Genomic DNA, 25,671 nt, shown 5'->3' on the forward strand with positions numbered 1-25,671 from the left:
CCTTTAATTTTGAAGTGTGCGATACATTAACAATTCTGGTTGATCCTGCCAGAGGTTACTGCTATCGGTGTTCGCCTAAGCCATGCGAGTCATATGTTCTTCGTGAACATGGCGTACTGCTCAGTAACACGTGGATAACCTGCCCTTGGGTTCGGGATAACCCCGGGAAACTGGGGATAATACCGGATAACGCATATGTGCTGGAATGCTTTATGCGTAAAACGGATTCGTCTGCCCAAGGATGGGTCTGCGGCCTATCAGGTAGTAGTGGGTGTAATGTACCTACTAGCCGACAACGGGTACGGGTTGTGAGAGCAAGAGCCCGGAGATGGATTCTGAGACATGAATCCAGGCCCTACGGGGCGCAGCAGGCGCGAAAACTTTACAATGCGGGAAACCGTGATAAGGGGACACCGAGTGCCAGCATCATATGCTGGCTGTCCGGGTGTGTAAAATACACCTGTTAGCAAGGGCCGGGCAAGACCGGTGCCAGCCGCCGCGGTAACACCGGCGGCCCGAGTGGTGATCGTGATTATTGGGTCTAAAGGGTCCGTAGCCGGTTTGGTCAGTCCTCCGGGAAATCTGATAGCTCAACTATTAGGCTTTCGGGGGATACTGCCAGGCTTGGAACCGGGAGAGGTAAGAGGTACTACAGGGGTAGGAGTGAAATCTTGTAATCCCTGTGGGACCACCTGTGGCGAAGGCGTCTTACCAGAACGGGTTCGACGGTGAGGGACGAAAGCTGGGGGCACGAACCGGATTAGATACCCGGGTAGTCCCAGCCGTAAACGATGCTCGCTAGGTGTCAGGCATGGCGCGACCGTGTCTGGTGCCGCAGGGAAGCCGTGAAGCGAGCCACCTGGGAAGTACGGCCGCAAGGCTGAAACTTAAAGGAATTGGCGGGGGAGCACAACAACGGGTGGAGCCTGCGGTTTAATTGGACTCAACGCCGGACAACTCACCGGGGACGACAGCAATATGTAGGCCAGGCTGAAGACCTTGCCTGAATCGCTGAGAGGAGGTGCATGGCCGTCGCCAGTTCGTACTGTGAAGCATCCTGTTAAGTCAGGCAACGAGCGAGACCCGTGCCCACTGTTACCAGCATGTCCTCCGGGATGATGGGTACTCTGTGGGGACCGCCGGTGTTAAATCGGAGGAAGGTGCGGGCCACGGTAGGTCAGTATGCCCCGAATTTCCCGGGCTACACGCGGGCTACAATGAATGGGACAATGGGTCCCTACCCCGAAAGGGGTTGGTAATCTCACAAACCCATCCGTAGTTCGGATCGAGGGCTGTAACTCGCCCTCGTGAAGCTGGAATCCGTAGTAATCGCGTTTCAATATAGCGCGGTGAATACGTCCCTGCTCCTTGCACACACCGCCCGTCAAACCACCCGAGTGAGGTATGGGTGAGGGCACGGACTCAGTGCCGTGTTCGAACCTGAATTTTGCAAGGGGGGTTAAGTCGTAACAAGGTAGCCGTAGGGGAATCTGCGGCTGGATCACCTCCTAAGCCGAAAAACACTATCACCCAGATGCCGATAAACCGAACAAATCCTCAAATCAGAAATCTCAGGATTTCTCCATTAATCTTATAATCATCAAGTGCACCCGGAAAGTAGTTTTTCGGGGAAGGATGGATAGCCTGCGCGGAACCGCAGGCATATGAAGTCGTGTATAGGTGCTGTATACTGGACGCTTACTGGACCTGGTTAGGTAATTAGGAATTATGCTATCAGGTGGATGGCTCGGCTCAAGAGCTGATGAAGGACGTGCCAAGCTGCGATAAGCCCGGGGTAGGTGCATGGAGCCAATGAACCCGGGATTTCCGAATGGGACCTCTCCCTAGTGATCAGTCATGATCGGGAACGCTCCGAATTGAAACATCTCAGTAGGAGCGGGAAAAGAAATCAATTGAGATGCCGTAAGTAACGGCGAGTGAAACCGGCACAGTTCAAACCGAATCCCTTCGGGGACATGTGGTGTTGTAGGGCTGTTCAAACGTCTGGCGGCAAAATCGAACTTGCCTGGAACGGCAGACCATAGAGTGTGACAGTCACTTAGATGTACGCCAAAAGACCGGAACATGTCCCTGAGTACCGTGCGTCGGATATCGTGCGGGAATCTGGGGGGCACCAACCTCCAAAACTAAATACTCCTTGAGACCGATAGCGAAATAGTAGGGTGACCGAACGCTGAAAAGTACCCCGAGAAGGGAGGTGCAAAGTGCCTGAAACCTGATAGTGATGGAACGATACGGCATGAAAGGATCTTTGACATGAAGGAATCATTCGCGAGGATGTTGTACGAATGTCACTGCCAGTGTCGTATCTTACGTTTTGAAGAACGGGCCAGGGAGTGTATCTTGGTGGCAATGGCTAACCTTTTACTTGGGCAGCCGAAGCGAAAGCAACATGTGCGCAGCCTTTGGGCGAGGCACGACGTATACAAGTGCGTGGAGTCACCGGGGTACGACCCGAAGCCGGGTGATCTAGGCGTGGGCAGGTTGAAGCGTGGCGAAAGCTACGTGGAGGACCGCAAGCGGTGTTGATCTGCAAATCATTCGTGTGACCTGCGTCTCGTAGTGAAATGCTAATCTAACCCGGCATCCGCTGGTTCCTTCCGAAACATGTCGCAGCATGACCTGACTGGAGACCGTCGGTGGAGTAGAGCACTGATTGGCGGTTCCGGGGGGGAAACCCCTCGCCCGCTTGTCAAACTCCAAACCCACCGTCATCTGAGAAAGTCGGAGTCCGGACTGCTGGGGTAAGCTTGTAGTCCGTAAGGGAGACAACCCAGCCCGTGGTTAAGGTCCCCAAGTGTCGACTAAGTGTAAACGCTAAAGGGCGTCCCAAGCCCAAGACAGCTGGAAGGTTAGCTTAGAAGCAGCTACCCTTCAAAGAGTGCGTAACAGCTCACCAGTCGAGGTTTGGGGCCCCGAAAATTGACGGGGCTCAAGTCGACCACCGATACCACGGAGTACCGCAAGGTAATCTCGTAGGAAGGCGTTGTGTTCGGGCAGAAGCAGGGCTGTAAAGTCCTGTGGACCGTTCACAAACGAAAATCCTGGTAATAGTAGCAGCAAAGCAGGGTGAGAATCCCTGCCGCCGAAGGGGCCAGGTTTCCTCGGCAATGATCGTCAGCCGAGGGTTAGTCGGTCCTAAGACGTACCGTAATTCGAGTACGCCGAAAGGGAAACAGGTTAATATTCCTGTACCATTTAGCGTTTAGTCTGACGTCTCAGGGCAGGCCGAGCGGCGTCGTCGCGCCGTCTAAGCAGCGAATCCCGTGGAGAGCCGTAATGGCGAGAATCGGGCGAATCTGTTATGGCTAAAGTCGGCTGCACCCAGGGACCCGTGAAAAGGACAGCTAAATGTCCGTACCGAGAACTGACACAGGTGCCCCTAGCTGAAAAGGCTAAGGCGTGTCGGAGTAATTCAGTTAAGGGAATTCGGCAAATTAGCTCCGTAACTTCGGGATAAGGAGTGCCTGCTGTGTAGACAGCAGGTCGCAGTGACCAGGGGGCTCTAACTGTCTAATACCAACATAGGAGATTGCAAACCCGTAAGGGCTAGTACAATCTCTGAATCCTGCTCAGTGCAGGTACCTGAAACCCCGGTTCAACGGGAAGAAGGGCCTGTAAACAGCGGGGGTAACTATGACCCTCTTAAGGTAGCGTAGTACCTTGTCGCTTAATTGGCGACTTGCATGAATGGATCAATGAGAGCCCTACTGTCCCTAACTGGAGTCCGGTGAAGCTTACATTCTAGTGCACAGTCTAGAGACCTCTAGGGGGAAGTGAAGACCCCGTGGAGCTTTACTGCAGCCTGTCGTTGGGTTGTGGTTCTGGATGTACAGTGTAGGTAGGAGACGTCGAAGCGGGTGCGCCAGCATTCGTGGAGTCGCAATTGGGACACTACCCTTCCGGGACTACGACCCTAACTCTGAGAAGAGGACCCCGATAGGTGGGCAGTTTGCCTGGGGCGGGACGCCCTTGAAAAGATATCAAGGGCGCGCAATGGTTGACTCAAGCGGGTCGGAAACTCGCTGAAGAGTGCAAGAGCATAAGTCAGCCTGACGTTATTCAGCACAGCAGTGGATGACGAGACGAAAGTCGGCTCTAGCGAACTTTTGAGCCTCCTTGGTGGGGGCCAAAAATGACAGAAAAGTTACCCCGGGGATAATTGAGTCGTTGCCGGCAAGAGTACATATCGACCCGGCAGCTTGCTACCTCGATGTCGGTTCTTTCCATCCTGGCCGTGCAGCAGCGGCCAAGGGTGAGGTTGTTCGCCTATTAAAGGAGATCGTGAGCTGGGTTTAGACCGTCGTGAGACAGGTCGGTTACTATCTACTAGAGGTGCCAGAGGTCTGCGGGTAAGCTGCTTTTAGTACGAGAGGAACCAAGCAGCGGCGCCACTGGTGTACCGGTTGTCCGACAGGGCATCGCCGGGCAGCTACGCGCTAAGGAATAAGAGCTGAATGCATCTAAGCTCGAAATCTGACCTAAAAAGAGACCTCTTTAAGGATTCCGGTAAAAGACCGGTTTGATAGAAACGGGATGTAAGCACCAAGGCAACGAGGTGTTCAGTCCGCGTTAACTAACCATTCGTTCCTTTCACTTAATTCAGGTCCAGGCGAAATCCGGTATGCAGCACATCTATACATGACTTTTCCCATATCCCATTTATAGGTCGAGTTTGGCGGCCATAGCGGCAGGGCAACTCCTGTACCCATCCCGAACACAGCAGATAAGCCTGCCCGCGTTCCTTACTGTACTGAAGTGTGCGAGCCTTCGGGAACTCTGGATCGCTGCCAAATTCACCCTATATTACTTTCAATTTTAAAACTGATTTTGAATTACTTTTTCTGATGGTTTTTGTTGTGTTACTGTTGTTTTTGTGAATTTCTGATACGTGATTTTCCATATTTTTGATACGTTTATTCTTTTGAGCCTGTTTTCCAAGTTTCTATTTATGTTTTTTCTGTTTCATCCAGCTTTTTTGTTACCTGATTTTTATGTTCCGGCCGTTTTAGCTATGTTTTTCCATAAAATCAGAAATCATGCTCAACTTGTTTAAAGAACTGTTTTTTTATTCGGCAGCCGGGATAAGTTCCGAAGGGCGTGCTCATACTTAATAATTGAAGCTTGACGCTTGCTGTAAGACAGGGTTGAAGATAGGGTTGCCATCTTAACAGAACGTCAGACTTTAACTTTTGGACCTTCAATTTATTCCTTACAAATCTTTTTAAATACGGTTCATACATATTTTTAATAGGGATAATAATGGATTATATCGAAACCTGGAAAGAAGTTATACAAAGGCCGTCTGATTTTTACAGAAGGATGCCAACGACCGGAGGATATAATGATCCGCTTACTTTTGCAGCACTCAGCTATCTCATATACGGGCTTCTAAGTGGACTTTTTGGCCGCGGAATGATGGGCGGCATGTATGGGTATAGTGGTTTCAGAGAATTTGGTTTTGCCACTGCAATTGGGACTGCGATTATGGCACCTATTGTAGGGATAATCTCTGTCTTTATCGGAGCTGCAGTACTCTATGTTATTTATAAAGTTCTTGGAGGGTCCGGAACTTATGAAGGCACTGTCAGGTTCATATCCTATGCAACCGCTGTAATGGCAGTGTCCTGGATTCCTCTTATAGGCTGGGTTTTCGGGCTTTACGGGATATATCTCTACATTGTGGGCGGCATGGTTGTACACGATGTAAGCATGGCCAAATCGGTGATAGCTGTACTTCTGCCCACGTTCCTGATCATCTTACTTGTAATGATTATGGCAGTTCTGGTAGGATCAATCGCATATACTATGATTTTTCCGTCCTAATTTGATTTTCTCCTCTGGAGATTACATATTATTTTTTAATGTGATTGTCAAATTCTTTCTGAACTGCTGCTTCAAGCTAAATATTTATATATTAGAAATTACTTTAATTGCATCTACACGACAGATACGTGCTCAAAAATGCCAAGATGGCGGAGCGGCTACGCAATCGCCTGCAGAGCGATTCCATTCCGGTTCGAATCCGGATCTTGGCTTTTTCTCTTTTAATATTCGATTTGACCTAAAACTATATATTCAATAAAGTGCTTTAAGAAAATCCACCTTTGCCAAGATGGCGGAGCGGCTACGCAATCGCCTGCAGAGCGATTCCATTCCGGTTCGAATCCGGATCTTGGCTTTTTAATATTTCTTTTTCTCAAACAGTTCTTTTTTTCAGACGTTTTTTGTTTCTCAAACACTTCATTTTTCTTAAAACATTTTCTGTTTTTCTTTTAAAATTTTCTTATCTGGTATTTTTTGCTTGACTCTCGAATTACGGCTTTAATTTGGTATTTTATATCAAGAGAATACTAACTCTGGACATGGATCTTGACGAACTCATGCGGAGGCTTTTCGAACTTTACCCTGAGGGCTATACTGATGGCTCAAGAGACCCCTTTTTTGTGTTGATCTCCACTGTCATGTCTCACAGGACCCGGGACGATGTCACCTATCCTGCAGCAAGGAAGCTTTTTGAGAGGTTCTCAACTCCTGAGGAAATGGTCGTGGCGGATGTTGAGGAAATTGAAGTGCTCATAAAAGATGTGGGCTTTTACAGGGTCAAAGCCGGGAGGATAAAGGAAATTTCCGGGATTCTGCTCGAGGAATACAATGGCAAAGTTCCGGATGATATGGAAACTCTCCTCAAGCTGCCGGGAGTTGGCCGAAAGACCGCTAACTGCGTACTTGCCCATGCCTTCCTTAAAGATGCCCTTGCAGTGGACACGCACGTTCACAGGATTTCTAACAGGCTCGGGCTGGTTGAGACTAAAGCTCCTGAAGAGACGGAGCTTGAGTTAAAAAAAATTTTTCTGCAGAAGTACTGGAAACATATAAATCTCTTGCTTGTAAAATTAGGGCAGAACATCTGCCGGCCGATCTCCCCAAAGTGTGAAGTCTGTATCCTGAACGATATGTGTCCGAAAATTCTCCTTTAAGCAGGAGTTTCCGGAAATTCCGTAATATGGAATCAAATTGCGGAGAACCTGTGAGCTGTCGAAAAACTGTTTGGGATATCCAAGATTATTTATATCAGGCTGGCGTTTAGCAGGCAAAAGGGTTATACTACCCTCAGTTTAAAGACAAATTCGCTCTCAAGCAACCAACTATCAAACACTCAATAACACTTAAAATAACACTTAATATTACTTTCATCGCATTTACGAGGTCAAATATGTTTCAGATAGGAGAAGCATTAATGGGGCAGGGCTCAGAGCTCGCCCATGTTGATTTGATGATAGGAGACAAGGGAGGCCCTGTGGGGCAGGCTTTTGCAAACGGCCTGACCCAGCTTTCTGCAGGACACACCCCGCTCCTTTCTGTTATAAGGCCAAATCTGCCGCCTAAACCTTCAACCCTCATCATCCCGAAGGTTACCGTAAAGAATATGGACCAGGCAGCAAAAATTTTCGGCCCTGCTCAGTCAGCAGTTGCAAAGGCAGTAGCAGACTCCGTAGAAGAAGGTGTAATTCCGAAGGACCAGGTTGAGGACCTTGTCGTTGTGGCAAGCGTTTTTATCCACCCCGAAGCCCAGGACTACAATAAGATTTACAGATACAACTACGGTGCAACAAAACTTGCAATCAAGCGTGCTCTTGAAGGTTTCCCTGACATCGACACGGTTCTTGAGGAAAGCAACAAGTCCACTCACGCAATCATGGGCTTCAAGGTCACCAGGCTCTGGGACCCGCCGTACCTGCAGGTTGCTTTTGACAACCCGAACCTCGAGTTCGTGCTTTCGGCTATCTCCCAGATCCCGAACAGCGACCACGTCATTATCGAAGCAGGCACACCTCTCATCAAGCGCTACGGCGTGGATGTTATTTCCAAAATCAGGCAGGTCAGGCCCGACGCCTTCATTGTTGCTGACTTAAAGACCCTGGACACCGGAAACCTTGAAGCAAGGATGGTTGCAGACGCTGCAGGCGATGCCATTGTGGTTTCAGCCCTTGCTCCGATCAGCACCATTGACAAGCTCATTGAAGAAGCTCACAAGACAGGCATCTATGCGGTCATGGACACTCTTAACCAGCAAGACCCGATTTCTGTCTTAAAGCAGCTCAAAGCCATGCCTGATGTCATCGAACTCCACCGCGGAATCGACATTGAAGGTACCGAACATGCCTGGGGCAATATTGGAGAGATCAAAAAGATCGCTCCCAAAGCTCTGATTGCCGTTGCAGGCGGGGTCCGGCTCGACAAGGTGCCTGTGGCTCTTGGCCAGGGTGCTGACATCCTCGTGGTCGGACGTGCCATCACCAACGCAAAGGACGTCAGGGAAGTTGCCGAGCAGTTCATCAACGCCCTTAACAAGCCGGAGATTGACCAGTTCAGAGTCATGACTGACTTCTGAAAGCGTGGGTTTCCACGCTTTTTCTTTTTCATTTTCTTTTCATTTTTCAGGAGGGGATTTTTTTGGGTTCACCATTCATTTTATTGAATTATAAGACTTATAATCAGGGTACAGGCCAGGGAGCAGTGGAAATTGCCAGGGCCTGCAGAGCCGTATCCGAAGAATCAGGTATCGAGATTGCAGTAGCTCCCCAGCTTCCGGACATTTACAGGGTAGCCTCGGAGGTTGAACTTCCGGTTTTTTCCCAGCATATGGACGGAGTAGGGGCAGGAAGCTTTACGGGCCATGTTTTCGGAAAATGTATAAAAGAAGCAGGAGCCGTCGGGACTCTTATCAACCACTCTGAAAGGCGTCTGACCCTTGCAGAAATTGAGGCCTCTTTAAAGGCGGCAAAAGAGTTCGAACTCAGGGCGGTTATCTGCACTAACAACGTCCCCACAACTGCAGCAGCCGCAGCCCTCGAGCCCGATTATGTAGCAATCGAACCGCCGGAGCTTATAGGCAGTGGAATTCCTGTCTCAAAAGCCGATCCCGAAGTTGTTAGCGGCTCGGTTGAAGCCGTTGCAAAGGTCAGTCCCGATGTAAAAGTGCTTTGCGGTGCCGGAATTTCAAAAGGTGAAGACCTGAGGGCAGCTCTTGACCTTGGCTCGCAGGGCGTACTCCTCGCATCCGGAATCGTGAAAGCTGCAGACCCCAGGGCTGCACTTGAGGACCTTATTCGCCTGGTTTAAGTTCTATTACAATGGGAGTGCGGAGGGTCTCACGAACACCCCGCCCTTTAGGTTGAGAATGAAGTGAACCCTCGCCTCTTCGTTTTTTCTCTTTAACTATCTAAATCATTACTTCTTTTGTAAAATGAGATTTTTTTACGTCACGGTCATAAGTGGTGCCAGCCGCCTATGGCTTGGATGTTATATGCGTTGGAATTGAACAGTTTTAGCCATGGCTATGGTCAAGCGGCAAATTCTATCGATCAGCTGGAAATGTAACAGATGATACAATCAAGCATTACATCAAGGAGTCACAGAAGAAGCCGAAAGCAGAAGTCAAGTCCTCTAAATCAGTAAAACCTGGTCAAAGAATAATTGATGATTTCTGATCCCGGAAACCGGGTGGGCGGCCCGAAGCATACCCCATCCTTTTGGGTGGGGTGGCCGCTCACAGTTTGATTTTCTTGAATTTCAGGTTGAACTCTGGTATTTGTCTCCAAATACTTAATGAGCGGGTCTACTGCTCTCTCATCTCCAATTTCAATTAGCAGGAGCACAGAGTTTTCCCTGATATTCTCGTTTTCATCGCTCAGACCTCTGATAAGAGGCTCTACAGCTTCCTCTTTTCTGTCAATAAGAGCATTTGAGGCGCAACTTTTTACTTCTTTATTGTTGTCTCCTAAAGCTCTGACAAGAACTTCAGTTGCTTTTTCGTCTTTTATCTTTCCCAAAGCAGTAATAGCTGAAATTTGAATTCTGATATTATCATCTTCAAGAGCTTTTTCCAAAGTCCCAATTGCTTTTTCGTCTTTTATTTTCCCCAAAGCTTCTAAAGCGGTGCACCTGAATGTTTCATTTCCATCTGCTGCAGCACTATTGAGCACATCCACAGCTGTGGTATCACCTATATTTCCAAGAGCCCATACTGCAGCAGTTCTCACAGTTTCATCTTCATCCTGCAGTATCGCAGTTAAAGATTTAACTGCTTTCTCATCCCCTATTGCTCCCAGGGCCAGACCTGCATTTCTCCTTACCTCGGGGTTTTCACTGTCTAGTAGCTGAATCAGAGGTTTAACAGCCCTCTGATTTCCTATTTTTCCAAGAGCAAGGGCTGCGCAACTTTTTACTGAATAATCTTCGTTCAAAGCCATTATAAGGGGTTCTACTGCCCTTTGATCTCCTATTTTTCCAAGGGAGATTGCGCAACATTCTTTTACGCTGTCGTATTTATCCATTTTCAGGGCAAACGATAAGGGTTCAACTGCCTTTTCGCTTCCGATTTCTCCAAGAGAAAAGGCGGCACAGGCTTTAGTCTGATTCAAGTCTTTGATAAGTACTTCAGCAAGAGACTCGACAGAACTTTCATCTCCTATTTCCGCCAGTGCAAATATGGAACTGACCCTCATGTAACTCTTCTCATTCTTTAATGCGTCTAAGAGTTTCTCCTGTGCTTTTTCATCTTCAGGATCAACTCTACACATTTCTTCATATTTTTTAGTGTTTTGTGGCTCTGTTTCCAATGCATTGATAAGGAGTTTTGCTTCTGAATTTCCTATTTCTTCAAAGGTATTTGCCACTTCTTTTCGGAAATTCAGGTCTTTTTCTTCCATAGCTTTCAGGAGGATTTGATCTGCTTTTTCATCTCTTTCTTTTTCAGTAAATTCAGCAGAAGTTTCTGTTTTTTCTGTTTTATCCTTTAATAATTCCATAAGTCCTGGAATAGCTCTTTCATCTCCCATTTCAATAAGTGAAAAAACAATATATTTTCTAACGGTTTTGTTCTGATTTTCAAGAGCTTTTGTTAAAGCAGGCACTGCAGGTTCTCCTATTTCTACCAGAGCCCAGGTGCAGCTCAGCTTTACATCTTCGTCTTCTGTCGAAAGGGTTTGAATCAAGGGTTCTATTGCCCTTTCGTCTTTTATCTGTCCAAGGGCCCAGGCTGCTGTACAACGGGCATATACATCATTATCCGAAAGAGCCTCTATAAGAGGTTTCACAGCCGGTTTTCCAATTCCAACAAGAATATTCCCCGCTTGCCACTTAACATCTTTATCTTCATCTTTTAATGCCTGGACAATCAATTCAGTATATCTGTCTCCCGTTTCTATGAGAGTATTTGCAGTAATACTCCTAACTTTTTCATCCGGATCTTTTAACTGCTGGATGAGAGCTCCTATTGTTTCTTCTTTTCCTACTTTTCCAAGAGCTTCCACAACAAAACTTCTTACTTCGGGGTCTCCATCTGAAAGGGCGTTTATCAGAGCTTTTTCTGCCCTCTCATCCCCAATCTCTCCCAATTCCATAGCCGCAATACAGCGGGTATCCCGATCTTCATCATTCAATGCCTGTATCAGGGCTTCTGTCGCCTTCTCTTCTCTAAGTTCTCCCAGAGCTAGAACAGCTTTTTTTCTGACTTCTCTGTCTGGGTCATTCAATGCCTCCTGCATCAGAGGTTCAGCAGCTTTTTTGCTCCCTGTCCTTCCAAGGGCTTCCACAGCGTTCCTTCTGACTTCTCTGTCCTCGTCGGAAAGAGCCTTTATCAGGAACTCTTCGGCTTTTCCTCCTCCCAATTTCCCTAGCGCTTCTGTAGCACTGGACCTCACATCACTACTATTATCTTCGAGAATCTGGCAGAGAGCTTCAACAATTATTTCATTTTCTACGGCTCCTGAAAATAAGGTCTGTTCCCAGTCTTCTTCCTTTGAAGGAGAAGAACCTGCCTTTACAATTTCCCCAAGAGCCCAGGCTGAATTTGAGCGCACTCTTCTATCTTCGTCTGAAAGCGTCTGGATGAGTTCCTTCTCTGCTCTTTCACTTTTTGCATTTCCAAGAGCTAGAGCTGCACTGCTTCTAACTTCCGGGTCCTCGTCCCTTAAAAGTTGTATTAAGATTTTTTCTGCTTCTTGTCCGCCAATATTTCCGAGAGCCAGAGAGGCCTCACACCTTATTTCCGGAGTTTCTTCTGAGTTAATAACTTTTATAAGAGGATTTACAGCTTCTTCTCCCATTTCTTCCAGAGCAAATCTTGCTTCCTTTCTGGAGTTTATATCGTCGGCTCCCAATGCTTGTATCAGAGGTTCTATAGCCTGTTGATTTTCCGATTCATTCATATCTAATACATTTTCATTGGGGTTTCCTTTGTTGTTTTCGCTGAGCCCGGAAGCAACTCCAGCCATTGTCAGGATGAACAGTAAAAGTAACAGTAAGATTTTAGGCACTGGCAGATTCATGTGTCACACCATTTTTATGAACAGGATCTCAGCTTGAGTTTGAGATTAGAAATTCAAATTTCGGCTCTTGTAGAAATTCTCTATCTTGTAGAAATTCTCTAAAAGCTTCAGATTATCATTTCTTTGGAAAATATCGGCAATTACGGTTCTTCTCGAGACTATCGTTTAAAAGAAACTGTTTTTGTCGTAAACTAACGGTTTTATTGCTTGAAATTGAAAAACTCATTTTTCAAAAGCTTTGGAATTTGTCGGAAATAATCTTTTTAACTAGGTAACGATAAAAAGTAAAAAATATGGTAGTATTTGGGTAAGAATTGTTACTTTTCCGGCTAACGAATTTTCTCCTGGCTATGAAAAAGTAAGAACTTTTTTTCGAATTTTTTCTGTTTTTTACTTTCCTTTTTCAATAAGAAATACCTCTTCGTTTTTCTGTAGACAAAAAGGGAAGATTTCTTCAGAATTTAAATTTCAGGGATAATCATCCTTTTTCCTTTGTGTTCCAGGACCTCGACATCTATGCCGTAAGCTTCTTTTATTTTCTCGGGGGTCATCACCTTTTCCGGAGCTCCTGAGCAGACTATATTTTCCTCAGGGAAAGCCAGAAAGTCCTCTTTTTCAGGAGAAGGGTCCGGGCAGTGTTCATGCCGGCTGGAAAAATTGCAGTTTTCCGGGCCATGCAATTTTCTCAGGAGAATGATCTCGTCAGAAAACAGCAGGGCATGATTTGGTTCGTGCAGGGTCATCAGCACGGTGATATTCCGGGTCTTCGCGAGGTTGATTATGGTTTTCAGGACATGGATCTGGTTTTTCAGGTCAAGAAAAGAAGTCGGCTCATCAAGCAGGAGAAAATCAGGCTCCTGGGCAAGAGCTTTTGCAATCATCACCATTTGCCGTTCCCCTCCGCTGATCCGGGTGTAGGGCCTCCGGGCAAAATGTGCTATTCCCATAAATTCCAGAGCCTGATAAGCTTTTTCAATATCCTCTTTCCCGGGAGTTGAAAACATGGAAATATAAGGCATTCGGCCTGTAAGCACAACGTCCAGTACGGAAAAAGGAAAGGAGGATTTGTGCATCTGGGATACGTGCCCCAGAATCCTTGCGAGCTCCAGGTTTGCAATTTCCTCTATGTTCCTGCTGTCGATGTACACGGTTCCTTCATTCTGTCTGAGAAACCCGTTTATGATTTTTAGAAGGGTCGTTTTCCCACAGCCGTTAGGGCCTACAAGGGTTACTACCGACCCTTTTTTAATTGAAAAGTTGATATTGTTTAAAACCAGGTTTTTTTCATAGCTCAGTTTCAGGTTCTCTACGGATATGCCTTTGTTTTTTTGAGTCTGTTTTTCGTTCATTCCCATCCTCCGATTTTTGTAGTCCTCAGGAGGTAGAGGAAAAAGGGAGCTCCGAGAAGCGTGGTAATTATCCCTACAGGGATTTCAAACCCAAAGGCAGACCTTGCAACGTCGTCCACAAGGGCCAGGAAAGCAGCTCCGAAGGTGATTGAAAGAGGTATGATCTTCCTGTGGTCCGGGCCGAAGATCATTCTGAGGATGTGGGGTACGATCAGCCCCAGAAGCCCGATAATTCCCGCTACGGCTACAGCCGCAGAGGCTGCAAGGGAAGCCGCGATTATGAATATTGCCTTATACAGCTCGACGTTCATGCCCACCGCTTTTGCCTCTTCTTCTCCCAGGGCAAGGACGTTAAGTTTCCAGCGCAGGAGATATATGATCAGGCATCCGGCTAACACAAGGGGAAAAGAATCCAGAAACTTGGTCCAGTGTGAGGTGTGCAGGCATCCCAGAGTCCAGTAAACGATGCTCTGGACGGCTTTTTCGTCAGTAGTAAATTGAATTATCGAAAGCAGAGCTGCAAAGACAGATGAAGTTATTACTCCTGAAAGCACAAGGGCAACAGTTGAAGTCTGCCCTCCAGTCCTTGCCATTACATAAGAAAACCCGAGCGCTGCCAGGCTGAAGATAAAAGCCCCAGCCTGGACGGGTAGTTCAGGAATTACTGCGATAGACAGCGCAGCTCCGAAAGCCGCTCCCGAAGAAAGTCCGAGGATGTAAGGGCTTACGAGAGGGTTTCTGAATATCCCCTGAAAAGTAGCTCCTGAAATTGAAAGAGCCGCCCCTGCCATCATGGCAAGCAGAACTCTTGGGAATCGGATGTTGAAAATGACAGTGTCATAAACCGAAGGATAGCTGTATTCATATGCAGTAAAATGGGAGAGAAGAACCCTGAGCAGTTCCGGAGGAGATAAAGGGTAGGTCCCCAGGAAAATTGAGAAGAAGAATACAGGTACGGGCAAAAGTAAAAAGGCTATGAATGCCAGTTTTTTCCATTCCAGATAAAAAGGGATTTCCGGTCTGCAAGCCGGATACCCTGTTTTTTCCTTTTCCGGGAACTTCATGCCAGATCCTGTCCCTTATGCAGGTTCAAATCCCGGATAGTGGACCCCATACACCTCAACGTAATACTGATCCGTTTCTGCTGTAAGGTTCAGGGCTGCAAATTTGTCGGGGTGCAGGTCTTTTGCAACATACATCATTGCAAGGGGCAGTCTCGGGGAGTGGAAGTCATAGACAAAAGGATCTGAGATCTCATACACCCTTCCGTTTTTCACGGCGGAAATTTCGCTCCATGTGCTGAAATCTATCCCGTCTACAATATCTCCGGAAGTAATGTTTACGGGGTCAAGGTTTTCGTTATTCCACATGTATATGACCTCCGGGTCCAGTGCAAGCAGGGCTTCCAGGTTCAGGACAGGGTGTTCCACATTCTTTGTTTCGTTCGTCCAGCTATTGAGGACGTTTACTCCCCCTGCTCTCTCTATGAGGGCATTGGCTGTACTGTTCAGGCCTGCAGTGCCGTATACATCTCCCCACATCCAGTAAACCGTCGGTTTTTCTTCGGGGGATAAGGCTCCGGTTACCTCCGTGACCTTTTCCATACTTTCATTCATAAGCTCAATAACTTCTGCACCATGCTCTTCCTTTCCGATAAGTTTGCTGAGCGTTTTCATCTGCTTTTGCAGATCATCAAGGCTGTCGATGTAAACTCCGTAGACAGGGATATTGAGGGTCTCTTCAATTGCTTTTATGTCTTCGCTTCCCCAGTCCGATGCCCAGAGGAACACGACCTGAGGGTCTGCCGTTGCTATGGTTTCGGTGCTCGGTTGTTCACTTCCTTTTGAAAGTCTTTTCTCATCATAATTCGGGTCGATAGCCCTGAAGAAAGGTGCTTTTGTGTCTTCGTACCAGACAGCGCCTATACCGCTTATTTCATCAGCACCTCCTACGGCATACATGGAATTCATGGCGTTTTCGACCAGAAATACGGTTCTTTCACAGGGATAGGGAACTGTTATTTCCCGTCCGAGATCGTCGGTAACGGTTATTTTTCCGGGCTCATCCGAGCCGGAACTTTCATCCGAGCTTAAACTTTCCTCTGTTTTTTCTTCTCCTGCCGAATTGCCCACGCAGCCGCTTAAAACAACTGAGATCAGCAGTATGACTGCCATGAAGAGAACTTTAGTTTTGGTATTCATCTTCTTCAAACTCCGGGATCTACGTAAAACAGTTTCACTGCCCATAATCGCGGTTTTCATTGCTTTCACAATTGAGACTTACATATCCAATTAGTCATTTAATATTAGTTTATAAAAAATAAAAAAATAAGGCAATTTAATGTTATTTTTTTAACTTAATGTGATAAATATGAGTATTTAAGTTTGTTGAGGTCAACTAAAATAAATACATTTATATGAAGTCGCTAAACTCCGAAAATACTTCTTTTTTTCTTGCAATCTTCCTTCTGATCCGGGATCCTTTCCCCCTTGAAACCTCAAATTTATCTTTCAAGGACTTTTTCCGGTAAATTATGCCGGTTAAGAGATTATTATATAGCTGGAATTTTAATGTGGTTGATTCTTTTATTAATTGCTGATAATAATTATTTAGAAAAATATAATACGTATTACAAAAGTAAACATTCTTGATCAAAATGGCTGGAGAATGTTCACACGAAAATACAGGGGTAAATCAGATAGCTCCCTTTTCCGAGGTTTCAAAGTTCCATGGGCACGTGTGTCCGGGGCTGACTATAGGTTATATGGCTGCCAGAGCCGGCATACAGGAGCTTTGTGTTGACAGGGATATCGACGAAGAGCTTGTGACTATTGTGGAAAACGATGGCTGTGGAGTTGATGCGGTTCAGGTTGTAACGGGTTGCACTATTGGAAAAGGCAACCTCATCTACAGGAATTATGGGAAGCAGGCTTTCACTTTCATATGCAGAGACAGCGGCAAAGCCGTCAGGGTTGTACTGAAATCCGATTTTAACATTGAGAACTTCGACCCTGAGTTAAGCGAGCTTCGTCCCAGAGTGATGTCGGGTACGGCTAACGAATCCGAAATACTGGACTTCAGAACACGGATGAATTGTATCTCGGAATACATGAGAGAAATGCCGGCTGAAGAAATGTTCGATATAAAACATGTAAACGCGGAAATTCCCCGAAAAGCCAGGATCTTTAATTCGGTAAAGTGCTCAAAATGCGGGGAAATGTTTGCAGAGTCCCGAGCCAGAATGGAGAATGGTGAAATAGTCTGCATAGCCTGTTATGAGGAATATACCAGAGGATGGTAAAATGAAGATTGGAAGGGCATTTCCGGTTCTCTTATCCTTCTTTATTATCAGTTCCGTATTCGGTCCGCTTTTCCTTTTTCCGGCTGCAGCTGCAGAAAATTCCGGGGAGGAAAGTGCCAGGGTTCTCAAAGCAACCTGGGGAGCAAGTGGCGGTGATTGGGGATTTCCTTCTCCCCTGACTTTTTACCCGAGGGGTCCGGGTTATGTAATGACAAGTTTCTGTTTTGACTCGCTTGTCTGGCCTGATGAAACAGGGAACTTTACGGGGCTGCTTGCCAGTTCCTGGGAGAACTCCCCTGACGGGCTTACCTGGACTTTTCACCTGCGGGAAAATGTGACCTGGCATGACGGAGAACCATTTACGGCAGATGATGTCACCTTCACATACGATTACATTCAGGGTAAAGCAGTAATAAGCCCTATCGGGGCAGGCTGGTATAATACGGCGGTCATTGAAAATGTGGAAGCCCTGGACGACCATACAGTCCGGATAACGCTCAACCAGCCATATGCACCTTTCATGCAGCAGGTAGCTGCTGTAATCCCTATTATGCCGGAACACATCTGGAAAGATGTCTCTGACCCGGCAAAGTATATGGAAGATAAAGCTGCCGTCGGCACAGGGCCTTTCATCCTTGAAGATTACAACAAAGATCAGCAGTCCTACAAATACTCCGTAAACGAGAACTATTTCCTTGGAAAACCGGTTATTGACACTCTTATTTTTGTGAAATCCACTGATCCCGTGATTTCCCTTAAAGTAGGGGACGTAGACGAAGCCAGCCTTACCCTGGATCAGGTTCAGGCCCTGGATGATTCGGAGAACATGAAAGTTATCGAGGGTCCCGGATACTGGGTTTACAGGCTGAGGTTCAACATCCCTGCAAATACCATTCTTGAAAATACCGAGATCAGAAAAGCAATTTACCATTCCCTTGACTGCGAGGAAATCCAGAATAAAGTACTTCACGGAGGAGGCATTGCAGGCAATCCGGGATACGTGCCTCCCTACTCAAGCTGGTATAACCCTAATGTAACACAGTACGCATATGACCCTGTAGCTGCCGGTAAGATCCTTGATGAGGCAGGGTATGATGAAGTTGGTTCGGACGGGATCAGGCTCACCCCGGACGGCGAAAAGCTTGAGTTCCAGTTACTTTATACCTCGGATCAGCAGAACCAGAGGATAGCAGAACTTGTCCAGAGTTATCTGAAGGACGTGGGCATTGGAGTGGTCCTTAAGCCTGGGGACACGAAAACCGTGGATGGCCTGGTAAATGCGGGCAACTTTGACCTGGCTATCTATTCCCACGGTACCTCAACAGACCCTGCGAGAATGTTGAATTCTTTCCCGACATCCACGGGCTGGAATAACACCGAATTTTTAGCCCTGGCAAACCAGCAGATGAGCACCATAGATGAAGAGGAACGCGGGGCGCTCGTAGACCGGATGCAGGTTTTGATTGCTGAGAATGTTCCGACAATTCCTCTCCTGTACAGGAACGTTTACAGTGTCTGTAACCAGGATAAGTTCGACGGTTTTTTCTACACTCCCGGAGGTGTGGGAGGGGGGGTCCCCACGGAATACAACAAACTGGTTTTCATCTACGGAGAGTGGAACGGTCAGAGTACTGCTTCTGCCGGGAACGATACCGTCGGTACAAACACTCCTTCAATGAACGCTTCTGGAATCCTGGCGGCAGTGATGGCATTTGCAGTTGTTTTCATGCTGTACAGACCAAAAAGGTAATGAACAGGTGTTGTAATTGTCGGACAGAGTTCAGTGGGGACATGTTTTATCAAGAGGGCTGGAGTATGCCCTCACATTTTTTTTGATCCTTACTGTCAATTTTTTTCTGCCCCGCTTTATGCCCGGGGGCCCACTGTTAAGCGTGCTAGGGAGCCAGAGTGCCGACTTACCGGTGGTCATCGATGAGGAGACAAAATCCAGGCTGATGGACTACTACCACTTAAACGACCCCCTGCACCTGCAGTTCGTTCACTATCTGATAGATGCAGCACATCTGGATTTTGGTTATTCTATATTCTACAATGTGCCTGTGGTTGACGTAATTTCTGGCAGGTTGCCCTGGACCCTGCTTTTGATGGGGACCGCACTCTTGCTGTCCACAGTGCTGGGGATTTTGCTCGGGCTCGAATCCTCCTGGAACCGGGAAAAAAGGCTGGACAACCTGTTGCTTATCGTGATACCTTTGTTCCGGTCCGTTCCGGTATTCTTTTTAGGGTCGATCCTCATCTTCTTTTTTGGATACAGGCTGGGCCTGTTCCCGGTTTCGGGAGCTCTGACTCCCTATATGGATTATCAGGGCTTTTCCTCAATGGTAAAAGACATTGCTTCCCACCTGGTACTTCCACTGGCATGTCTTTCGGCTTTTGAGATGCCGGGCACATACCTGCTCGTCAGAAATGTCTGTTCTCAGCAGCTTGAACGTCCCTATGTCCTGATGGATATTGCAAGGGGCCTGAAAGATCACCATGTCAAGAGACACATACTTCTCAACTCCATCGGGCCCGTGGTAAACCAGGTCGCTGCAATGCTCGGATTCATGGTGGGAGGAACCTTATTCGTGGAGACGGTTTTCTCATATCCCGGAATGGGGCTTCTGGTCTACAATGCCTTTATCGAAAGGGATTATCCTGTCCTTCAGGGGGCTTTTGTTTTTATCTCCCTCTTTGTGCTGGCATGTAATTATGCGGCTGATATCGTATGTTCATATATTGATGGCAGGGCCGGGCAGGAGTGAACATGCACGAAAGGACTGTCTCACAGAGGTTAAAAACTCCAAAAGGAGTCGCAGGTCTTATGATTCTGGCTTTGTTCATTGTAATGGCTGTAACCGCACCTCTCCTGGCTCCTTACAAGCCCTCTGATATCTCAAGTCAGCCTTTGCTTTCTCCGGATTCCGCTCATCCGCTTGGTACCGATGATGTTGGAAGAGATATCTTCACAGAGCTCCTGTACGGCTCAAGGACTTCACTTACGGTCGCTTCTGTCGTCTCGCTCGGAGTGCTGATAATCGGCACCCTCGGAGGGGTATTTTCAGGATATGTGGGAGGGACCTTTGACAGGGTTCTGATGAGAGGAGTTGATATCTTTCTCATGATCCCGGACCTTCCCCTCATCCTCATCCTTGCAGCGTACCTGAGGCCTAGCATCTGGAATATTATTTTCATTCTGATAGTTATGGGATGGCCCGTAGGGGCAAGAGTCACAAGGGCCCAGACCCGGACCCTCAAGGTATCCGGCCATGTGGATTTTGCCCGGGTATCCGGAGCAAGACCCTGGTATGTGGTCAGGAAACATATTGTGCCGGACCTGTATCCCATCATGATTACAACCATTGTAATGCAGTCCATCCGTGCCATTCTGTCGGAGTCGGGGCTTGCTTTCCTGGGGCTTGGAGACCCTTCATACCCGAGCTGGGGGACCATGATAAAATATGCAATAGCCTATCCGATGATATTTTTCACGGATGCGTGGATGTGGTGGCTGCTGCCTGCGGGGACATGCATAACACTGCTTGTACTCGGGTTTGTGCTTTTGGGCCAATCCCTGGAAGGTGATTATTGATGCCTGTACTTGATATTGAAGGACTCACAGTTGATTTTACTGCCAGAACGGGGACCCACCATGTGCTGAAAAACGTGAATCTCCGGGTTGAAAGAGGAGAAATCGTGGGTCTGATAGGGGAGTCGGGCTGCGGGAAATCAACGCTTGCCATGAGCGTCCTTGACATAAATACCCGGAATCGGCACATGTCGGGACAGATTCGCTTCATGGGTGAGGATCTTCAGAAGCTTAACAGGGAAAGAATGCGGAGGATCAGGGGCAGGCACATAGGATTTATACCCCAGGCTTCTATGAACGCGCTCAACCCGCTTGTCCGTGTTAAGAAACAGTTTATGGAGATGCTCAGAGCCCACGTGGACATGCCTGAAAAAGAAATGGCTACTCTCAGCCGTGACATGCTTTCACTTGTGTCCATAGATCCCGGAAGGATGAATGCTTTCCCCTATGAATTCAGCGGGGGACAGCGCCAGAGGCTCATGATTGCCCTTTCAATGCTCCTCTCTCCCGAGCTGATAATTGCCGATGAGCCCACCACCGCCCTTGACGCAATGATACAGTTGCAAATCATAGACCTGCTGAAGAATACTGCCCGGGAAAAAAATACTTCCCTGCTTGTGATTTCCCATGACCTGCACACTATTTCCAGAATTTGTGACCGGATTTACATAATGTATGCAGGGAGAATCGTGGAAACCGGCACTAAAGAAGAGATCCTGAGGAGACCGCTTCATCCGTACACACAAAAATTGTTAAGCTCAAGGTTACCCCTTATGGTCGAACCTGTAAAGGTGAAGGGCATACCTGGCAGGCCCCCGTCTACCCTGAAAGTGTACGGGGGATGTGAATTTCTGGAAAGATGTGAAAGGGGGTTCGAGCTTTGCAGAGAGAAAAAACCTCCCGAATGTACTGGCAGTGCCAGAGTATCATGTCACTTATGTCATGTTGAGGGATGAAAATGAACGAAAATGAACTTGTCAGGGTTGCCGATGTCACAAAGGAGTTCAAGAGTAAAAGGTTATTCAAAGGCAGTTCATCTGTCACCGCTCTTGATGGCGTGTCTCTTTCCGTGGAAAAAAACAGGATACTTGGAATCATAGGAGAAAGCGGAAGCGGCAAGACTACTCTGGCTAAACTAATACTCGGCCTCTTGAAACCAACATCAGGAATCATATCCTTTGCCGACCTGAAAGAAGGGAAGGGCGGATTAAGGAAGCCTGAAGTCCAGGTGATTTTCCAGGATCCCTATGATTCCCTGAGCCACATGATGACTATTGAAGAAATTGTAGCCGAACCATATCTCATAAAGCACAAAAGCCCGTGTAATGTTGATAAAGTACGCAGCGTTCTTGAGTCCGTAGGTCTGACCCCTGTTGATGAGTACCTTCATAAGTATCCGCGTTCTCTCAGCGGCGGGCAGCGCCAGCGTGTAGCCATTGCCAGGGCGATAATTACCAGTCCCGACCTGATAATAGCCGACGAGCCAATTTCCATGCTTGATGCTTCCATAGGTGTCGATATCCTTAACCTGATCCTTGAAATGAATGAAAAATTGGGGATTACATTCATTTTCATTACCCATGACATCGCTGCTGCTGCTTATATATGCGATAACATTGCGGTGATGAATTGCGGGAAGATAGTCGAATACGGTTCCCGAAAGCAGGTAATAGTCGAATGCCAGAATCTCTATACCAGTTCATTGCTTTCGGCGGCAGGAGCAGATTTCATATTCTCCGAAAATAAAAAACGTAAGGCTGAGCTGGCAGTCAAACAGGTCTGTTGATGGAATAAAATCGGGATAAAAGAATTCAGGGATAAAAAAGATTTGCTGGAATAACAGAACACAGGAATAACAGAACACAGGAATAACAGAACACAGGAATAACAGAACACAGGAATAACAGAATGCAGAAATAAAATGGATGTCAGGATAAAAAGGAGTTCCGCGATAAAAAGGAATTCTTGGACTACAGAATGCAGAAATAAAAAGAGTGGAATAAAAGATATGGACAAAAAAGAAATGCGGCTTTTTCAGCCGCTTTTCTTCGAATTTTTTCAGGGCTTTCGAATCACCGATAAGCCAGAATAAGGGGCTCAACCGCTCTCGAGTCCCCAATTTCAATCAGAATCAGGGCGGTCTCATCCTTTGCTTCCCGGTTTTCCGTTTTCAGGTTTTCGATAAGAGGCTCAATTGCCGTTTCTCCCATGGCTGTAAGGGCTTCTCTGGCACTGGCTCCGAAGTCTTCATCTCCCAGTTTTTCTACAAAAAACTCTGCAGATTCCTGGTTTTTGGTTTTGCCAAGGGCAAGGAGGGCTCCGTTTCTGATGCCCATATTCATGCTCTGGTTGTCAAGTATCGTTCTAAGGGTATCTACAGCTTCAGGGTTTCCTGTATTTCCGAGAGCTGAGGTTGCAGCTATCCTGACTTCAAGAGCTTCCTCATCATCTTTCAGTACGCCGATTAATGCTTCCGTAGCCTCGTCGTCCCCTATTCCTCCAAGGGCAAGGACAACGCTTTTTCGGACATCTGCATTTGTATTAACGTTGTCTTTTCTTCTGCCTTCGGCTTCCTTTCCGCTTTCCAGTACGTCTATAAGGGGTTCCACCGCGGATTCGTCTCCCATTCTACCAAGTGTGAGGGCTGCGTTACTCCTTACAGCAGCTTTTGTATCTCTCAGCCTCTCGATAAGATAAGGTACGGCTTCTTCTGTCCCTATTTTCCCGAGGGCGACTGCAGCGCTGCTCCTGATGTAATCTTTCTCATTATTTTTCATTTCTGTCATCAGGGTATCAGCCGCTCTTTCATCTCCGATTTCCCCGAGTGCCATAACTGCACTGTATTTTGCAAGGGGGTAATCTCGAAGCAGGATCACCATTAAGGGATCTATTGCAGCCTTTTCTCCTTTTTGTCCGAGAGCCATTGCAGCTGAAACTCTCACGTACCCATTTTCACTTTTAAGGGCTTGAAGAAGTGTTTCGGTTTCGTTTCCGGTCTCTTCGGATTCGAAATTTGAAAGTGCAAAGGAAGTATAGAGAGTAGAATTCTGTTCTTCGGCCTTGAGGGCTTCTTCAAGAACATCTGTTTCATTGTCGTATTCCATATTAAGGGACTTTGCAAGAGACTGTCTCATGGCTATGTCTTTTGCTTCTATAGCCTGGAGAACGTCTTCCGGAACTTCCTCCTGCCCATCGACCGTACCTTCGGCTGAAGCCTTACCAGAAGCTCCTTTTCTTTCAAGGTTTTCTGAAAGAATGGTTTCTGCTCTTTCATCTCCGGTTTCAAGAAGTGCGAGAAGCATATAATTGTTTATTTCCCCCGAACTCGAATTTCCTTCCTCAATCTTTTCAAGAAGGGCATCTGCTGCAGGCCCTCCGAGTTCCCCAAGTTCGGCTGCAGCATTTAATCCTGTTTCACGGTCACCGGTTTCCAGCTTATTTATGAGATTTATGATCTGATTTTCGCTTGAAACTCCGGTCGCAACAGTGGAGTTTGTTGTATTTCCACTGTTTTCCACAAACTTATCACCGCTTAAAATAAGTGAGAAAAATATTGAAAGAGTGATAAGTGCAAATAAAAGAGAAATTTTCCATTTGACCCGGGACATTATGCTTTGTATTTATTTAGTTATTGTTTATATCGGTTTCTCTGCTTATAATGCCCGACCCAAGGAAAAGGTTCATTCATTCCGTCAGCTTCAGGTTTTTCTCCCTTACCCGGCACCCAAGCCCGCAGAGAAGGTTTGTCACCTCAGTTTCGATAGAATCGGCGTTGTAGTCCCCAAAAATAGTTATTCTGTAAGTCACGCCGAGTCTTCCTGTCTCTCTTATTTCATTTTTGGCTTCTGTTCCCTCAGTCCCATCGTAGATGTCACTGATTTGACAGGCTACAAGATGTTTGTTTGTTTTTACTGCTCCGAGGACTACTTCGGGATCGGCACCTTCAGGGATCAGGACTGAAATATCCCTGACCGAATGCATCAGGTTTTCCTTTCTCCACTCCCTCAACTCGGATTCCGAAAGGAGGCGGAGGTTTTCAAGCTTGAGTTTTATGAATTTGTTCTTTATATGAGGGGCGGTGCCTTTTGAGGCGAGTTTTGTAAGAATTACCTCATTCGGGCCGACCTTTTCCAGTGTACCGACGTGAATCCTTCCGGAATAAACGTGGGAAAAGCCGCGGACTTTTCCGACAGAGTTCAGGAGTGCCTCGTACTCGGCTATTCTGGAATTAATCAGCTTATCCGACCTTCTCAGGGCATGGGCCGTATCGCCGTATTTTCGGGCGGCAGCTTTCATTTTCCTGACAAAACCCTCCTCGTCATGAGCCCGCACAAGACCGGAGAGTTCCTCACATTCCTTTATAAATGCCTCATGAACCTCCGGAACGCCAGGGTTTTCCATCTGGATCAGGGCGTAGAGGTAGGGGTTCTGGCCCAGGATCCTGCCCACAAAGTCAAGCATTATACTGTAGACCGGACTTACGAATTTCCTGGATTTCTTGATGTCGAAATCAAGCCTGTCAATGGTCGTCCCTATTGAGATATAAGCAAAATGCGTCAGCCCCTGTACTACCGAGACCAGCCTGTCGTGTTCGGCTGCGGTCGTGATTTCAACGTGGGCTCCGCCTTCCTCAAAAAGCTGCCTGATTACCGGAAACCATTTTTCCGAGCGCTCCTTTACCGGGACAAGGATTACCGTTTGTCCCCTGATGGTGGGAATCGTGGGCCCGAACATGGGGTGCGTTCCGAGAATCTCAACCCCGGCAGGTGCAAACCTCTGCATGGCTTCAACAGGCTTTACCTTGGTGGAGGTAAAATCCATGAGGAGGCTCCCTGCTTTCATCTTCGGGGCGACTTCTGCAATGGTCTCTTCCGTTACGTTGATCGGAACGGATACTATTACTATATCGTTTTCAGGGATGGCTGCGTCAAGTTCCGAAGCAAAGGGCACATTCAGTTTCCTGGCGACTTCCACCTTGCCCCCTTTTCCCCAGACCGTAACCTTATAACCCCTTTCTTTAAAAAAACGAGTGAACCACTGCCCCATCTCTCCGGTTCCGCCAAGGATCAAAACCTT

Annotated in this window: 16 protein-coding genes, 2 tRNA genes, 3 rRNA genes and 1 pseudogene; 16 read left to right on the forward strand and 6 right to left on the reverse strand. The window is 47.1% G+C overall.

All coding sequences use genetic code 11. The features are described 5' to 3' along the window. Positions 1–32 precede the first annotated feature (32 nt). The 10 genes and pseudogenes from ACSAZL_RS20795 to ACSAZL_RS20840 form a co-directional block, all read left to right on the forward strand. A 16S ribosomal RNA gene (locus ACSAZL_RS20795) occupies positions 33–1,510 on the forward strand. A 207-nt stretch (positions 1,511–1,717) separates the two neighbouring features. Continuing rightward, positions 1,718–4,621: ribosomal RNA gene (locus tag ACSAZL_RS20800) — 23S ribosomal RNA — on the forward strand. A 74-nt stretch (positions 4,622–4,695) separates the two neighbouring features. Next, positions 4,696–4,817: ribosomal RNA gene (gene rrf, locus ACSAZL_RS20805) — 5S ribosomal RNA — on the forward strand. The 16S, 23S and 5S rRNA genes sit together here, the layout of an rRNA operon. Before the next feature lie 466 nt (positions 4,818–5,283). Next, positions 5,284–5,847 carry a YIP1 family protein gene (locus ACSAZL_RS20810; RefSeq protein WP_440946456.1) on the forward strand — a complete coding sequence of 188 codons (564 nt, stop codon included), beginning with the start codon at positions 5,284–5,286 and terminating at the stop codon, positions 5,845–5,847. A gap of 140 nt (positions 5,848–5,987) precedes the next feature. Continuing rightward, positions 5,988–6,059 (forward strand) — tRNA-Cys (locus ACSAZL_RS20815). 71 nt (positions 6,060–6,130) lie between these two features. After that, a tRNA-Cys gene (locus ACSAZL_RS20820) sits at positions 6,131–6,202 on the forward strand. Between the two features lie 184 nt (positions 6,203–6,386). Next, positions 6,387–7,001, forward strand: coding sequence for an endonuclease III domain-containing protein (locus ACSAZL_RS20825; protein WP_440948925.1), 615 nt, complete (start codon positions 6,387–6,389; stop codon positions 6,999–7,001). A gap of 236 nt (positions 7,002–7,237) precedes the next feature. Further along, complete coding sequence (locus tag ACSAZL_RS20830) at positions 7,238–8,416, forward strand: bifunctional 5,6,7,8-tetrahydromethanopterin hydro-lyase/3-hexulose-6-phosphate synthase (protein WP_440946457.1); 1,179 nt, start codon at positions 7,238–7,240, stop codon at positions 8,414–8,416. Positions 8,417–8,478: 62 nt separating this feature from the next. Further along, on the forward strand, positions 8,479–9,147 hold the full coding sequence (gene tpiA, locus ACSAZL_RS20835; RefSeq protein WP_440946458.1) for a triose-phosphate isomerase: 669 nt from the start codon (positions 8,479–8,481) through the stop codon (positions 9,145–9,147). Positions 9,148–9,362: 215 nt separating this feature from the next. Then, positions 9,363–9,515, forward strand: a pseudogene (locus ACSAZL_RS20840) (IS200/IS605 family transposase); the annotation flags it as partial. Here ACSAZL_RS20840 and ACSAZL_RS20845 read toward each other — a convergent pair. The 4 genes from ACSAZL_RS20845 to ACSAZL_RS20860 form a co-directional block, all read right to left on the reverse strand. Then, positions 9,477–12,302: a HEAT repeat domain-containing protein gene (locus tag ACSAZL_RS20845; protein ID WP_440946459.1), complete on the reverse strand. Its 2,826-nt coding sequence runs from the start codon at positions 12,300–12,302 to the stop codon at positions 9,477–9,479. The pseudogene ACSAZL_RS20840 and the gene ACSAZL_RS20845 sit on opposite strands and share 39 nt — an antisense overlap. A gap of 515 nt (positions 12,303–12,817) precedes the next feature. Then, on the reverse strand, positions 12,818–13,705 hold the full coding sequence (locus ACSAZL_RS20850; RefSeq protein ID WP_440946460.1) for an ABC transporter ATP-binding protein: 888 nt from the start codon (positions 13,703–13,705) through the stop codon (positions 12,818–12,820). Continuing rightward, the gene (locus tag ACSAZL_RS20855; RefSeq protein ID WP_440946461.1) at positions 13,702–14,769 is read right to left on the reverse strand and encodes a FecCD family ABC transporter permease; all 1,068 of its coding nucleotides are present in this window, start codon (positions 14,767–14,769) and stop codon (positions 13,702–13,704) included. The genes ACSAZL_RS20850 and ACSAZL_RS20855 overlap by 4 nt, the downstream gene beginning before the upstream one ends. Positions 14,770–14,784: 15 nt before the next feature. Beyond that, on the reverse strand, positions 14,785–15,906 hold the full coding sequence (locus ACSAZL_RS20860; protein ID WP_440946462.1) for an iron ABC transporter substrate-binding protein: 1,122 nt from the start codon (positions 15,904–15,906) through the stop codon (positions 14,785–14,787). 455 nt (positions 15,907–16,361) lie between these two features. On the opposite strand from ACSAZL_RS20860, the gene ACSAZL_RS20865 reads away from it, so the two are divergent. The 6 genes from ACSAZL_RS20865 to ACSAZL_RS20890 all read left to right on the forward strand — a co-directional run bounded on the left by ACSAZL_RS20865 (position 16,362) and on the right by ACSAZL_RS20890 (position 22,381). Then, a complete protein-coding gene (locus ACSAZL_RS20865; RefSeq protein ID WP_440948926.1) occupies positions 16,362–17,006 on the forward strand; it encodes an FmdE family protein in 645 nt (214 codons plus the stop codon). Position 17,007: 1 nt separating this feature from the next. Beyond that, entirely contained in the window at positions 17,008–18,756 is a 1,749-nt protein-coding gene (locus ACSAZL_RS20870; protein WP_440946463.1) for an ABC transporter substrate-binding protein, read from the forward strand. A 142-nt stretch (positions 18,757–18,898) separates the two neighbouring features. Next, entirely contained in the window at positions 18,899–19,771 is an 873-nt protein-coding gene (locus ACSAZL_RS20875; protein ID WP_440946464.1) for an ABC transporter permease, read from the forward strand. Positions 19,772–19,773: 2 nt separating this feature from the next. Beyond that, a complete protein-coding gene (locus ACSAZL_RS20880; RefSeq protein ID WP_440946465.1) occupies positions 19,774–20,598 on the forward strand; it encodes an ABC transporter permease in 825 nt (274 codons plus the stop codon). Beyond that, positions 20,598–21,551, forward strand: a complete 954-nt coding sequence (locus ACSAZL_RS20885; RefSeq protein WP_440946466.1) for an ABC transporter ATP-binding protein — start codon at positions 20,598–20,600, stop codon at positions 21,549–21,551. Before ACSAZL_RS20880 ends, ACSAZL_RS20885 begins: the two co-directional genes overlap by 1 nt. A 2-nt stretch (positions 21,552–21,553) precedes the next feature. Further along, positions 21,554–22,381 carry an ABC transporter ATP-binding protein gene (locus ACSAZL_RS20890; RefSeq protein ID WP_440946467.1) on the forward strand — a complete coding sequence of 276 codons (828 nt, stop codon included), beginning with the start codon at positions 21,554–21,556 and terminating at the stop codon, positions 22,379–22,381. Positions 22,382–22,667: 286 nt separating this feature from the next. On the opposite strand, the gene ACSAZL_RS20895 is transcribed toward ACSAZL_RS20890, so the two are convergent. Further along, positions 22,668–24,113, reverse strand: coding sequence for a HEAT repeat domain-containing protein (locus tag ACSAZL_RS20895; RefSeq protein ID WP_440946468.1), 1,446 nt, complete (start codon positions 24,111–24,113; stop codon positions 22,668–22,670). A gap of 166 nt (positions 24,114–24,279) precedes the next feature. Then, the gene (locus ACSAZL_RS20900; RefSeq protein ID WP_440948927.1) at positions 24,280–25,641 is read right to left on the reverse strand and encodes a prephenate dehydrogenase; all 1,362 of its coding nucleotides are present in this window, start codon (positions 25,639–25,641) and stop codon (positions 24,280–24,282) included. Between the last annotated feature and the right edge of the window lie 30 nt (positions 25,642–25,671).

Origin of the sequence: Methanosarcina mangrovi, from assembly GCF_052057765.1 — an archaeon.
In the GTDB taxonomy this organism is placed as follows: domain Archaea; phylum Halobacteriota; class Methanosarcinia; order Methanosarcinales; family Methanosarcinaceae; genus Methanosarcina.

What these genes read in the sequence shown, in the direction of transcription:
- ACSAZL_RS20810 (WP_440946456.1), top strand. Translation starts at nt 5,284, where the DNA reads ATGGATTATATCGAAACCTGGAAAGAAGTTATACAAAGGCCGTCTGAT.
- ACSAZL_RS20825 (WP_440948925.1), top strand. Translation starts at nt 6,387, where the DNA reads ATGGATCTTGACGAACTCATGCGGAGGCTTTTCGAACTTTACCCTGAG.
- ACSAZL_RS20830 (WP_440946457.1), top strand. Translation starts at nt 7,238, where the DNA reads ATGTTTCAGATAGGAGAAGCATTAATGGGGCAGGGCTCAGAGCTCGCC.
- ACSAZL_RS20845 (WP_440946459.1), bottom strand. Translation starts at nt 12,302, where the DNA reads ATGGCTGGAGTTGCTTCCGGGCTCAGCGAAAACAACAAAGGAAACCCC.
- ACSAZL_RS20850 (WP_440946460.1), bottom strand. Translation starts at nt 13,705, where the DNA reads ATGAACGAAAAACAGACTCAAAAAAACAAAGGCATATCCGTAGAGAAC.
- ACSAZL_RS20855 (WP_440946461.1), bottom strand. Translation starts at nt 14,769, where the DNA reads ATGAAGTTCCCGGAAAAGGAAAAAACAGGGTATCCGGCTTGCAGACCG.
- ACSAZL_RS20860 (WP_440946462.1), bottom strand. Translation starts at nt 15,906, where the DNA reads ATGAATACCAAAACTAAAGTTCTCTTCATGGCAGTCATACTGCTGATC.
- ACSAZL_RS20865 (WP_440948926.1), top strand. Translation starts at nt 16,362, where the DNA reads ATGGCTGGAGAATGTTCACACGAAAATACAGGGGTAAATCAGATAGCT.
- ACSAZL_RS20870 (WP_440946463.1), top strand. Translation starts at nt 17,008, where the DNA reads ATGAAGATTGGAAGGGCATTTCCGGTTCTCTTATCCTTCTTTATTATC.
- ACSAZL_RS20880 (WP_440946465.1), top strand. Translation starts at nt 19,774, where the DNA reads ATGCACGAAAGGACTGTCTCACAGAGGTTAAAAACTCCAAAAGGAGTC.
- ACSAZL_RS20885 (WP_440946466.1), top strand. Translation starts at nt 20,598, where the DNA reads ATGCCTGTACTTGATATTGAAGGACTCACAGTTGATTTTACTGCCAGA.
- ACSAZL_RS20890 (WP_440946467.1), top strand. Translation starts at nt 21,554, where the DNA reads ATGAACGAAAATGAACTTGTCAGGGTTGCCGATGTCACAAAGGAGTTC.
- ACSAZL_RS20900 (WP_440948927.1), bottom strand. Translation starts at nt 25,641, where the DNA reads ATGGGGCAGTGGTTCACTCGTTTTTTTAAAGAAAGGGGTTATAAGGTT.